Raw genomic sequence first — 13156 nt, 5'->3', positions numbered from 1 at the left:
TTTGAAAGAGGAGGATGAATATGATAAAGAAAAAAGAATTAATTGGCTGGGTTTACTTGGAGTTGCAAGTTTTCTATCATACCTGATTGCTGTTTTGTTTGCGCCCCTGGCTTACCCTAGGCTATAATTGGCTCAGTCAGGCGGTGAGTGATCTGAGTGCCTACGATGCGCCATCCAGAGAATTGTGGGGGCAGCTTAGCAGTGTATACGGAACCTGTGGTATTGTTTCAGTCACCCTTGCCTGTGTTTTTGTCCAGAACCGTTTAAACAGAACACTGCGTGTCGGGATTTATCTTTTTGCAATCATGAATTGGGTATCTAGCATTGGCTATTCGATGTTTCCACTGACCACCAGCGGATATGCGGGTACATTTCAAGATATTATGCACATCGTTGTGACAGCGGCAGTTGTTCTTTTGAGTATCGCCTCGCTTGTTACAATCATGGTGGGGGATATCGAGAGAAAAAATATCGGTCCATGGCAATATTTGCATCCATCAGTCTGCTAAGTATGTTTATAGGTGCAATTGGAACGGGATTAATGCCCCCTGAATATTTTGGCGTCGCGGAAAGGTTTAGCGTATTTGCGGCAACGGCTTTTACTGCCATTTTGGGGTTATATGTTTTTTACGGCATCGATTATATAGAAAATAAAAGTTGAGTCATCTCATCTGTGTCTACATCAGCAAAGCTTAATTCCTTTCGTTTCTTAGTTGGAGTGTCATTTTTTTGGGGAGGCTGTTTAGGGGGGATATGACAAACGAAACGTCCCCGCGCCTTCCCCGCGCCTTCTTAGCTCATCCGGCATATTTATGCTTTCTTTTTATCATCGTCGATAATTTCGAATTCTAAATAATCAAACCAGATGGAATCGATAAACTGGTCTTCACGAAAAGATGTTTTGGAAATCCGATTAAGTTCTTCGGTTTTTCCAAATCAAAGTCATGGCAGAAGGTCTCTAAAGCAGCTTGGATTTTATCATATATAGTCAAGGATTTGTTATCAATTTCGAAAACTTTTTCTTCCAGAAATTTATTGTGTTTTACGAGTTTTCCCCAAATTCGAATCATGTTTTTTACCTCTCGATCATCAATGTGCTATTACATCCGGATAACATTTTTTAAATACCTGTAAAATGGACATATGTTGAGTATAAGGGGTAGAGAGGGAAATGTAAAGAAAATTGGAGTTTTCGATTTGGTAATGACATAGTGACGGTTCGACTGTCATGTTATGAACAGCGAATACCAGAATCTGGGAGAACTGTCAGTTGAAAAGAAAATCATGTAATTCGAAAGTTTCAGTATGAAACCGGTGGCAGTATCCGCCAATTGAGTCGGGTGCTGGGTTTGGGCAAAATGATGGTGGAGTAGGCATTGCTCCAGCTGCTAAATATTATGGGTTTTATTATTCGCCAGATGACGTTCCGGTAGCATATCAAAATGCGAATGAGAACCTTACTCATGTATCTGATGATGAATGGAAATGGTCAGACGGTACAGATAATGGTGGTCGAACAATAAGAATTATGGAGAACTGGTTTTATTATGAAGCATGGTTTTAGAATGGCAAAATCCAATTTGGTAAAACATGCCAATTCGATAATAATGAGCATAATCGGTAGATAAACCAACTTCAAAAATATAAAGTTGCGGTGGAAAAAGTGATGAATATTGAATTTAAAATATTCAGTGAATTTCAAAGAGGAATTATATACGAATTACTAAAAGATGGATATTCATTTGAAAGCAGATATGCAAGCGAATCGTCCCCGTTGTCAACATTATCTCTCAGAAAGGCTTAACGAGATAATAAAAATCTGCAAGGACAAAGGTTTGTCGATCAGACATGGAACGGTTAACTGGCATCAGCTTTGGCGTGTTACGGCGAATTCAGGACTAGAGAAACAGCACAAAAGAACCGTCCCCTCTGTGTCCTGTGTCATAAGAGGAAAAATTTGATAGCAAAGAAAGTAAGGTCCTAAATTGAAAAAAGAATTTTTAAACAATCAGAATATTCACTGGGAGGATACCTTTAGCAGCAAACCTCAGATGTTTGGCTCTAAACCCAGTGTGGCGGCTATAAAAGCAGTTGAGATCTTCAAGCAAAATGGTGTAAAGAAAATCATCGAGTTGGGAGGAGGGCAAGGCCGGGATACCATGTACTTTGCGGAAAATGGATTTGAGGTCACGGTTGTAGACTATACGTCTTCCGGTATCCAGGCAATAAAGGAAACCGCCTTGTCAATGAATCTGTCCTATTTAATTATACCCATTCAGCATGATTTGAGGAATCCTTTACCCTTTGAAAACGAGAGCTTTGATGCATGCTACTCTCATATGCTATACTGTATGGCCTTTACCACCAAAGAATTGGAATATATCAGTTTAGAAACTGCACGTATCTTAAAACCTGAGGGGATTAACATCTATACGGTTAGAAACACCGATGATGCGGACTATAAAACTGGTCTTCATCATGGAGAAGACCTTTACGAATGTGGGAAGTTTATCGTTCATTTTTTCAGCCGTGAAAAAGTAGGGGAATTAGCCGGACCATTCGATATCCTCAGCATTGATGAATTTGAGGAGGGTGGTCTCCCAAGACGATTGTTTTTTGTGGCATTAAGAAAGAAGCACGCTTAATACAAGGGCCCCTTTTATGTTGCTTCGTATCCTGGTATATAGGTAATAAAGATCTTTTCAATACCATATTTTGACTTAAAGTATTTTTAATAATTGCAGGCAAAGATTTGTTGAAGTACAGAGATTTGAGAAAGAAAAGCGTAATGAGATAATAAAAATCTGTAAGGTTAAAGGGTTGTTGGTTAGCTAATTGGAAATGATAACCGGAATCAGCTTTGGCGGATTGCGGCAAATTTAGCAAGAGAAAAACAGCACAAAAGAACCGTCCCCACTGTGTTATTAACGCAGTGAATAAAATGGTGCTGGAACAAGCCTTCGGGTATTAGAAAAAGATTTTTGAGAAGTCAATTGTCAGATTATCTCTGAAAAATAAAGACGATCAAATTATTACTGGATCCATAGAAAGATTACCAGGGAACAGTGAGTAATCTTTTATGGATACTGTTCCTTCTTTGTGTCGTAAAAGAACCATCCCCGATGTGTCATGCCCGGATGATCTATATTTCAAAGAGCAAAAGAGCGCTGCCTGATAATCAAAACAAGAAAGGCGATTAACTTAGTTTTTCAAAATCGCGTCTTGACCTTGGGGGGCATATACTTTACATGGATTTCCAACTGCAATTACGCCAGCCGGAATATCCTTATTCACTAAGCTTCCAGCTCCAATAACTGTATTGTTACCGACAGTTACGCCTGCCAAAACAGTCACACCGGCGCCGATCCATACGTTGTTACCAATTGAGATAGGATGTGCGTACTCAAGCCCTTCATTACGTTGCTCCACATCCAGCGGATGACCTGCCGTAGCAAAGCAGCAATTCGGCCCTATAAAAACATAGGAACCAAATTTTACTCTAGCACCATCCAAAATGACGCAGTTATGATTGGCATAGAAATTATCCCCGATTTCAATATTGTATCCGTAATCGCACCAAAATGGAGAAGCTATGAAAAACGTCGTTCCCGTTTTCCCCAGTATACTTCTCATCAGCTTCTCTTTGTTCTGATACTGGGATGGTAACAGCTGGTTGTACTGATGGCACAAGTCTTTGCATTTAATTATTTCCCGGCTTATTTCTTTATCAATATTAGGATTATAAAGCAGACCTGCTTTGGCTTTTTCTTTTTCTGTCATTGATTTCTCCCCTAAATTCTATTTTCTGTTCCCCATACACACATCATGTTGAGAACGGGGATTAATGATTTTACACGATGAGTCCGCAACATCAATTCTTCAATATATGCAATTATTTTTTTGCTACAAAAAAAATCCGTTTAAATTCAAATAAAACGCGACCATTTTCCTGGGTGACATACTGTTTCTTAATTTCATCAAGTATTCTTTGATAAAATTCTTCCCTTTCTGATGCTTCAAATCTTTCTGCATAAGGTCTTAAGCCAGTACTTTTACAAAATTCTAGAATTTCTTTACGGCTATTCATAACGTGGAAATAATTTGTCTGCCATAAATCAATCTTTGAAAAATGCTTGGCCAATTCATTATAATAAAATTCCGGTGGGTAACATTTAAATAATTCTGATTCTATACCATTAAAAATATCGGCATCATATGTTTCCACCACATCGTTTATGCAATTTGCTAATGTCATTGCTGAAAAATAAGGAACCTGCACGGCCAGCAAGCCATCCGGTAAAAGAATATCGCTTAAATTCTTAATGACGTTTCGCTGATTTCCCAGCCACTGCAGCGCTGCATTTGAAAAAACTAAATCAAATTTTCCTAAATCTGTTAGTGGTTTGCTACAATCTCTTTGCAGCCAGATAACATCGCTGATCATTTCTTTTGCTTTGTTCAACATTGAAGTTGAAAAATCCACACCTGTTATTTCGGCTTTTTTAAACCGATTTCTTAATGGCAGGGTACTCATCCCAGATCCACACCCAATATCAATGATTTTTTGTAATGAATCCGCTTCAATTCTGTTTATCAAATCAATTGAAGGCTGTGCCCTTTCTTTTTCAAATTGACCATATAGTTTCACATTCCAATCTTCCACAAGTCTTATCCTCCTGACATTTTTTGAACTCATATTGTTTGATTATTATATAAGATATTATATAATTTGTGAAATATATTATATTGATATCAGAAAACAGCACAAAAGAACCGTCCCCCTATGTGTTCAGGATGGCTTTAATTTTAAAAAGTGGTAGAATAAAAGAAAAACAAGGAGGCCCAAGATGATTTCTTATCGCAAAGAGTTGCATTTTAATTTGCCCACACGAAGAGGACTGGTCAATATTACGAGAGATGTTGAAAAAGCACTTACCGAAAGTAGGATTAAAGAAGGATTGATTTTGATCAATGCTATGAATATCACGGCCAGTGTTTTTATCAATGATGATGAGGGTGGTTTACATCAGGATTATGAGGTCTGGTTGGAAAAATTAGCACCGGAAAAGCCGTATAGCCAGTATGGTCATAATGGTTTTGAAGACAATGCTGACGCCCATTTGAAACGAACGATTATGGGCAGAGAAGCGGTGGTTGCCGTAACCGATGGAAAGCTGGATTTTGGACAATGGGAACAGATATTTTACTATGAATTTGACGGAAAAAGGGACAAGCGGGTACTGGTTAAAATAATTGGCGAGTAAAGTAATTGGAGAGTGAATATGACAAACAAAACGTCCCCGATTCATGTTCGATACTTTTATTTTTAGCTCATCCGGCATATTTATGCTTTCTTTTTATCATCGTCTATAATTTCGAATTCTAAATAATCAAACCAGATGGAATCGATAAACTGGTCTTCACGAAAATATGTTTTGGAAATCCGATTAAGTTCTTTTGTATTTCTGTCAAACCACATCGGTTTTTCCAAATCAAAGTCATGGCAGAAGGTCTCTAAAGCAGCTTGGATATTATCATATATAGGCAAGGATTTGTTATCAATTTCAAAAACTTTTTGTTCCAGAAATTTATTGTGTTTTACGAGTTTTCCCCAAATTCGAATCATGTATTTTACCTCTCGATCATCAATGTGCTATCACATCCGGATAATATTTTTTAAATGCCTGCAAAATGGACATATGTTGAGTATAAGGGGTGGAGAGGGAAATGTAAAGAAAATTGAAGAAGTTTTAGCTGCCAATGGTATTGAAGAGATAAGTATGACGAACGGAAACATCCCCTCGTCATAAGGCTATTATTAAGACAAGCCAAGCATATATAAAGCAAAGATTTGATTTACACGAAAAAAGGAGGAACTGTGCTGTTATGAAGAAATACATTAGTATTATAATTGCAGCCGTACTTATTATCTTAGCTATTTACACTGTAAATTATGTTTCAAATCCGGAACACCAAATAAAAAACATTATAAATGAAAATAGTAAAGAATTGGTGACTATTGCAAAGTCATATCTAAATTCTGATACGTCAATAAAAACATATAAGGGCGTAAAAGTAGAGCGAGTTTTTAGAAGGAACAATGATATTGTACAGTTCTTTTACGGTGGAAAAGGAATTGCTCCAGCTTCTAAATATTATGGTTTTTATTATTCGCCAGATGACGTCCCGGTAGCATATCAAAATGCGAATGAGAACCTTACTGATATATCTGATGATGAGTGGAAATGGTCAGACGGTACAGATAATGGTGGTCGAACAATAAGAATTATGGAGAACTGGTTTTATTATGAAGCATGGTTTTAGAATGGCAAAATCCAATTTGGTAAAACATGCCAATTTGATAATAATGAGCATAATCGGTAGATAAACCAACTTCAAAAATATAAAGTTGTGGTGGAAAAAGTGATGAATATTGAATTTAAAAAATTCAGTGAATTTCAAAGAGGAATTATATACGAATTACTAAAAAATGGATATTCATTTGAAAGCAGATATGAAAGGGATTGGACTATAAACTGGAAGGAAACCAGTGGCAGTGTCGGTCAATTGAGTCGTATGATGGAACCGAGCAAAATGTTCGTAGAACAGGCATTAAGAAACTGTCGAAAGTGTGACCAAGGTTTATAATGCAATTTCGAAGTTTTGATAGTTTTATGTGCACAAAAGAACCGTCCCCGATGTGTCCATAGCAGATTTTGGATTGAAGTATTTTCAATAATTTCAAGAATCTCTGAAATGGTTTGGGTTATTCAGGGCAGATTCGGGTAGCAAACAAGCCATGGAAAGCAATGTACAAAGAACTGGACACTAAGGAGAGAATCAAAATAATTGTTGGTAAAGATTTGTTGAAACACAGAGATTTGATAAATAAAAGCGTAATGAGATAATAAAAATCTGTAAAGATAAAGAGTTGTTGATTAGTCAATTGGAAAGGATAATCGGAATCAGCTTTGGCGTATTGCGGCGAATTTAGTAAGAGAGAAACAGCACAAAAGAACCGTCCCCTTGTGTTAATGTGTTAATAGCCAATTGGTAAGGATAACCGGAATCAGCTTTGGTGTATTCCAGCGAATTTAACACGAGAAAAACAGCACAGAAGAGCCGTCCCCGATGTGTTCTGAGGTGAAACTGGTGGGGCAGCGGTTTCCAATCATTTTCGCGAAGTCACGAAAATGGTTCAGTTTGACTGTATGTGGAAAAGAAATATAATAAATGAAGTGTCCTCACGTCTTCCCTACATTATGTCAGAGTAGTCTTTGTTTTATACCGCAATATTTTACTCTGGTTTTTATTGCAAATAGTTGAAATGCTGTTATAATTAAATAAAGCAACATTGAGGATATGCTGGAAACTGGGTCCTGATAGCACCTTTGCGTTATCCCTTGCTACTTTTTTTAGTTTCTTTGGACACTTTCAGGTGGACTTTGTGGTATGAACAAATAGCAGTCAGAGGATGGAAGTAAAACATTCCAATGTGTATCATGAAACATTCCCATGTCTTCGGCTAGAAGGGCTTCGCAGAAACGAGAAGGATGATAGAACCTTGTGCGAATTATTCTTCAGGCTCTGTGATGACATCCAGGATATGGACTTGACAACAGCTCATCAACTTTGAAGAGCTTATTTGTTGAACAATTTACCGTAGACTCTAAAAAGTCTATGCTGTTAAAAAATCAACTCCAGCAATGGATTAACTCTCAGGCTTCTTTTATAAAGGCTTTGTTTGATCAATTAGGCTGGGAAAGTTGAGTTAATAATAAAAAAGCAAAATTTAAATAGGAGTTTTTATGTCAAAGAATAAAGAGGCAATTCTGGATCAATATAAAAAACTAGAAAATGAATATAAAAAATTGTGTGATGAGTTAGATGGGTTATTAAAAAAACTTTTATCTTCTAATAAAATATCTGTTAATGCAATTAACTCAAGAGTAAAGGCGCATAATAGTTTAGAAGAAAAAATTCGTAAAAAGGGAGAAAAATATAATTGCATCAATGATATAACAGATATTGTAGGAAGTAGAATAATCACATATTATTCTGATGATGTAGATAGAATAGCAGAAATCATTGAACAAGAATTTGAGGTTGACAAGAAAAATTCTATTGATAAAAGAGAATCAATAGAACCGGATAAATTTGGTTATGTGTCGTTACATTATGTATGCCAGTTTTCATCAAAAAGAACAGAGTTACGCGAATATTCTGGGTTTGAAGGGAAAAAATTTGAAATTCAAATCCGTTCGATATTGCAACATACTTGGGCTGAGATTGAACATGATTCAGGTTACAAGAGTCAAGTAGGGATTCCGGCGGAAATAAAAAGATATTTTTCGCGATTAGCAGGTCTGCTGGAACTTGCAGATGATGAATTTATAAGAATTCGAGACAAATTAAGTGATTATGAAAAAGATATTGATAAAAAGTTACAAGAAAATAGTGATAAGAAAATTTTAATTGATAATATTTCGCTTAAAAAGTATTTTGAATTAAGTAATGAAATGAAAGAATTAGATGAAAAAATTGCAAATGATTCTAATAGAAAATTAATAGATCCATTTTCTGCAGAAAACCATATTGAGGTATTGCAAAGTTTGAATATAAAAACCATACAAGAAGTGGATGTCATGTTGGAAAAAAACAGTGATCTAGCATATAATATAGCAATGAAATTTTTAGATGAAGATGAATATTTAGATGAAGATGAATATTTAAATAAAGATAAAGATCTTGGGATTGGAATAGGTTTATTCTATTTATGCTATGCCGAACTTTTGATAAAAAAAGTTCCAGATGATGAAATAACAAAATATTTTGAGAAAAATAATATTGGACTTATAGAAGACGCAGAAAATAATATGTTAGAATTGAAAAATACATATGAATTTATAAAGAAAAAAATGGTTAATGCTAACTTTAAATGAGTGGGGGAAGGAGTGGGGTTGGTCGCTTAGTCGGTCCCCCCATCAATACGTCCGCACCCCCAGTGGTAAACTTTTTCATTGACATTCACATTGTTGGCACACTCGTCATGTTTGGGACAGCATTTACAGGTTTTGAGATCGAAGTAATAATTATATCCTTCCTGAAAACCATTTTTTGTGTTTTACGCATTTTCGTTTGTAATATTTCCGGCTGACCGTCTCATTTTCCATGCTGCAGAACCATTGATCTGAATCTTTGTTATATGAAAATTCGCTTTCATCGATGCGATAGCCTGGACCACTGACCGGAATGTAGGCCAGTGCTTCTAGTGCTTTATTTTATCAAGAATGGATTTTCTGAAATAGACTTTATCACCGTAAAACTCATTGATTGTCAATCCGCTTGCAAGGGTACCTTTCAGTAATTATTCAATCATTGTTCCATCCACATAGGCACCTACTCCCGTTTCACACTGATGTGATGATCCGCTGGTCGGTGGTCATGATGAATTCGACTTTGTAACCAAAGAAGTTTGTGGTTTTGCTTTTTCGATCATCTGTTTTGTTTCCGGGGTATGCGCAGTTGTATTTGTTTCCACGGTTTCGATGACGGTTTCCAGGTAGTCTTTCATGACCTGTTTTGCCTGTTTATGATCGCTGATCTCTTTGTGGGTCGGTACTTCAGGTAGACTTTCCAGTTCTTCTTTAGTTTCTTCCTTGTAGGTTTGGATGATATTTCTGGCCAGGTGTTTCATCAGCCGTTTCGGTGTTTTTTTGATGGTGTTGGCTTCCACATGGGTTGAATCAATGCTCACACTGATATCGGTGAGAATCCCTTTTTTTTACGTATTGAGTGACAATTTCGATAATGATCTCAACCAGCGTCTGTTCACCCAGTTTCAGTTTTCTGAATTTCGATAACAGACTTCTTTCAGGCAATTGAACTTCCGGATTAATGTCCAGGAAATAGAGATGCGTCAGGTTGAAGCTGGCCTCTTAAATCACTTTTTCGTCAGAGAGATTGTAGATATGCTGCAAAAACAGTAGTTTACATATCAGTTCCGATTCTTTGGCCGGACGACCAAAATTTTTGCAGTATGTATCTTTCAGCAGATCATTGATAAAGCCGAAATCATCTGCCTTTTTTATCTGTTTTAGGATATGATTTTCCAGGATTTTGTTGTATAATGAATAATGAAATGATGTTTGTTTTGATTCATATCGAAGCATGATTTCCCCCCTGCCTGGTTGATTTTGTTTGCACTTATATTATACTAGACAGGGATATTTTTTTGCTCGATTTTAGCAAAAATATCATTGCTTTTTCATTATTGATCTTTAATCTGATCAAATTTCCTCTTATCCATTGGATATCTTCTCAATGAGATATTTTAGCAGATTTTTTGACTTTTTCACAGGTCCCGAACCATAACTGCTGTGTTATAGGTTTTTTGGAGATGTTTTTAAAGGGATATGACAAACAAAACGGCCTCGTGTCATATGAAAAAATCGGAAAAATGAAAAAGAGGAATATATTAAAACATATGTGTTTTATATTCTTGTTAATTGACTTGTATTAGTAGTATAATTTAAAAAAGCGATTCGGAAGGGACTAGAAATGGAAGATGTGACAAATGAAGCCTTAAAGTATGGTCAGTCAATAGCAGATGCTGGGGTAAAAATGATATGTGCTTTAGCAATAAAAGATTTATATAAAAATAATATAAGTCCAATCATAGATAGCTGGAATTTGAAAAAGGTGGATTCTGATATACTAGAATATAATTTGCAGGAATATTTTCAAGCAAGTTATGATCATAATTCTTATGTGAATACAATTGTTTTTAAGGGACAACCTAAAAAGTTGGACGAATTATACATTCCATTAACGATAGAGAAAAATAGCATGGATTATAAGGATAACGAGGCATATATAATAAATGAAGATAAAAACCTATTATTAAAATTGTTTACTAACTACCCACGACTTATGATTGTTGATTCAGCCGGAATGGGCAAATCAACTATTGTAAAATATCTTATATTAAAAGCAACGCAAGAGGGCGGACCAATACCTATAAATATTGAAATGAGAAAACTAAAACCAGAAACCGAAAAACCAGTAATCGATATTATTGATTTTATCGGTGGTGAGCTTAACCTATTGTCTGGTGGTATTACAAAGAAACAAATAATAGAATTATTAAAGGATGGAAATTTCCTTATTCTATTTGACGGATACGATGAAATAACTGAAGAGCTTAAAGCTGAAATAACTGAGAAAGTTCAAAAATTCATTAAAAATACTCCAAACACTAAATACTTACTAACTTCAAGAGATGAGTCAGCACTAGATTCATTTGTGGGATTTCAAAGATTTAAAATAAAGCCAATGAAAATAGAAGAAGCTTATGATTTAATAAAGAAGTATGATATGAATAGTGATTATTCCCGAATACTAATAGAAAAAATAAAGGAAGATAAAAACATTGAAATACTAAAAGAATTTCTGATAAACCCTTTATTAATATCGCTTCTTTATAAAACGTTTGTATATGAAGGAGAAATTCCATATAAAAAGACTGAATTTTATAATACCGTAGTGCATGCTTTGTTTAACGATCATGATCAGACAAAAGGCGGTGCTTATAAACATCCTAAAAAATCAGGATTAGAGATTTGTGGCTTTAAAAAGATTTTAAGAGCATTGGGATGGAAAACACTAGTTGATGGTAAAATTGAATTTTCTTTTGATGAATTAACAAAAATAGTTGAAACTGTAGCAGTAATGACTTTTAGCGAAAATATAAAGGCATCTTTTATAATAGATGATTTACTGCATAATGTGCCTCTTTTTTGCAAAGACGGAAATAGTTATAAATGGATACATAAATCATTTATGGAGTATTTTGCAGCTTGCTATATATATTGTGATTGCGAAACAGAAGTGAAATTAAATATCTTAAAAAAAATGTCCTCAAATAATATAAGGATAAATAGATATGAAAATTTTTTCGATTTTTATTATGACCTTGATGATAGCACATTTCGAAGTGTTTTAATATTACCAATTTTAGATGAATTTATAAAAAAATATCCAGAAGTTTATAAAGATGAATATTTCAAAGAAAAGAATGATGTATATTTAAAATGTCGAAAAAGTATGGATGTTTTTGCATCAGTAGAAATCATAAAACAGGAGAAAGATGGTAATCTTACATATAAGCATCATAACTCGTTTGAAATGTCAGAATTATTAAAATTAGTAATAAACAAAAAGGTTGACATCTTTATAGATGATTTTCCGAATGATATATACAGTACTTATGGTCATTTAGTTAATTTAGAAGATTGGATGAACCTGAAGGTAAATGACGATATAACAAATATAGCAAATAGTGGAGAATACTTTGAAAGTATTGCGGCTAATCTGATTATAATATATAGAAGATATGGTTTTTTACTTGACTTTGAAAAATGCAAAAGATTTCGGGGTAAAATATATGATGAAATAGATATGAAGAAAGTTGATTGTTTGGAATTCTGATTTAGATAAAGGGAGCTTCTGCATTATAGCTTATTTGCTATTTTGCAAAAGCTTCTTTGCATATCACAAGTGTGTCGTATGACTAAGTTTTATTTCAATTGAACTTACCAAAAAACCAAAACGGCTAACCGGCATTAGCTTTGGCGAGCTGTGACGAATTTAGAACATGAGAAACAGCATAAAAGAACCGTCGCATTGGGTTTTGGCCTTTCTTTTTTTGCACGCTTTACAACAATAGGTACCTCTGCCACGAACCTTTTCCTTAGTTATTGGGCCATTACATACAGGACGAAATTTTTGCATATGTACGTGTAACTGTACTTGAAACAACCCGGTAATGCCATTGGCGTCAAAAGAGTGAATAGTTGTTCCCCACTGGGCAATGGCTTTTTCCAATATTTCTTTCGATACGGCTATTAATTCTGTGACTCGCTTTTTACTGACACGTTTTCCTGGTGTTAGAGGATGCATTTTCATAGAAAAACAGATTTCATTGGCGTAGATATTTCCGATTCCGCTCATAATATGGATAATATTTTGATTTAGATCCACTGAAGTCATCAGTGAGAGCCAGCCTATTCATGAAATAGAGCAACTGTGTTCATGATGGGAGCCACCCGAAGGTGACTCCTTTAAAGAATTATTTAATACCGTGCCGTTCTCTCAT

The 13156-nt window shown here is 35.2% G+C and carries 12 protein-coding genes and 1 pseudogene; 7 read left to right on the top strand and 6 right to left on the bottom strand.

Annotated features, from left to right (window positions below; translation table 11 throughout):
• The first annotated feature begins 143 nt into the window (after positions 1 to 143).
• A complete protein-coding gene (locus VIK44_RS03815) occupies positions 144 to 509 on the top strand; it encodes a DUF998 domain-containing protein (RefSeq protein ID WP_331552518.1) in 366 nt (121 codons plus the stop codon).
• 339 nt (positions 510 to 848) lie between these two features.
• Here VIK44_RS03815 and VIK44_RS03810 read toward each other — a convergent pair whose 3' ends face one another.
• Positions 849 to 1070: a hypothetical protein gene (locus tag VIK44_RS03810; RefSeq protein ID WP_331552517.1), complete on the bottom strand. Its 222-nt coding sequence runs from the start codon at positions 1068 to 1070 to the stop codon at positions 849 to 851.
• Between the two features lie 915 nt (positions 1071 to 1985).
• On the opposite strand from VIK44_RS03810, the gene VIK44_RS03805 reads away from it, so the two are divergent.
• A complete protein-coding gene (locus VIK44_RS03805) occupies positions 1986 to 2645 on the top strand; it encodes a class I SAM-dependent methyltransferase (protein ID WP_331552516.1) in 660 nt (219 codons plus the stop codon).
• 556 nt (positions 2646 to 3201) lie between these two features.
• Here VIK44_RS03805 and VIK44_RS03800 read toward each other — a convergent pair.
• Positions 3202 to 3780, bottom strand: coding sequence for a sugar O-acetyltransferase (locus VIK44_RS03800; protein ID WP_331552515.1), 579 nt, complete (start codon positions 3778 to 3780; stop codon positions 3202 to 3204).
• A gap of 112 nt (positions 3781 to 3892) precedes the next feature.
• Entirely contained in the window at positions 3893 to 4663 is a 771-nt protein-coding gene (locus tag VIK44_RS03795; protein ID WP_331552514.1) for a methyltransferase domain-containing protein, read from the bottom strand.
• Between the two features lie 184 nt (positions 4664 to 4847).
• Between VIK44_RS03795 and VIK44_RS03790 the strand changes: the two genes are divergently transcribed.
• Positions 4848 to 5264 (top strand): secondary thiamine-phosphate synthase enzyme YjbQ, encoded by a 417-nt coding sequence (locus tag VIK44_RS03790; RefSeq protein WP_331552513.1) that lies wholly within the window; start codon positions 4848 to 4850, stop codon positions 5262 to 5264.
• Between the two features lie 80 nt (positions 5265 to 5344).
• Here VIK44_RS03790 and VIK44_RS03785 read toward each other — a convergent pair whose 3' ends face one another.
• Positions 5345 to 5626: a hypothetical protein gene (locus tag VIK44_RS03785; RefSeq protein WP_331552512.1), complete on the bottom strand. Its 282-nt coding sequence runs from the start codon at positions 5624 to 5626 to the stop codon at positions 5345 to 5347.
• A 260-nt stretch (positions 5627 to 5886) separates the two neighbouring features.
• On the opposite strand from VIK44_RS03785, the gene VIK44_RS03780 reads away from it, so the two are divergent.
• From VIK44_RS03780 to VIK44_RS03770, 3 genes are all read left to right on the top strand, one after another.
• A complete protein-coding gene (locus tag VIK44_RS03780; protein ID WP_331552511.1) occupies positions 5887 to 6324 on the top strand; it encodes a hypothetical protein in 438 nt (145 codons plus the stop codon).
• Between the two features lie 102 nt (positions 6325 to 6426).
• Entirely contained in the window at positions 6427 to 6648 is a 222-nt protein-coding gene (locus VIK44_RS03775; protein ID WP_331552510.1) for a hypothetical protein, read from the top strand.
• A gap of 1160 nt (positions 6649 to 7808) precedes the next feature.
• Positions 7809 to 8942: a hypothetical protein gene (locus VIK44_RS03770; protein WP_331552509.1), complete on the top strand. Its 1134-nt coding sequence runs from the start codon at positions 7809 to 7811 to the stop codon at positions 8940 to 8942.
• A gap of 95 nt (positions 8943 to 9037) precedes the next feature.
• On the opposite strand, the pseudogene VIK44_RS03765 reads toward VIK44_RS03770, so the two are convergent.
• Positions 9038 to 10172 (bottom strand): annotated as a pseudogene (locus VIK44_RS03765) (transposase); the annotation flags it as partial.
• Positions 10173 to 10560: 388 nt separating this feature from the next.
• On the opposite strand from VIK44_RS03765, the gene VIK44_RS03760 reads away from it, so the two are divergent.
• Complete coding sequence (locus tag VIK44_RS03760) at positions 10561 to 12489, top strand: NACHT domain-containing protein (RefSeq protein WP_331552508.1); 1929 nt, start codon at positions 10561 to 10563, stop codon at positions 12487 to 12489.
• Between the two features lie 159 nt (positions 12490 to 12648).
• On the opposite strand, the gene VIK44_RS03755 is transcribed toward VIK44_RS03760, so the two are convergent.
• Positions 12649 to 13050, bottom strand: a complete 402-nt coding sequence (locus VIK44_RS03755) for a hypothetical protein (protein ID WP_331552507.1) — start codon at positions 13048 to 13050, stop codon at positions 12649 to 12651.
• Positions 13051 to 13156: the final 106 nt, after the last annotated feature.

Origin of the sequence: Acetobacterium sp. (assembly GCF_036508315.1) — a bacterium.
Lineage (GTDB): Bacteria > Bacillota > Clostridia > Eubacteriales > Eubacteriaceae > Acetobacterium.
Note: the sequence above shows the minus strand (reverse complement) of the source record. Positions and strands in the feature narration are given on the sequence as shown.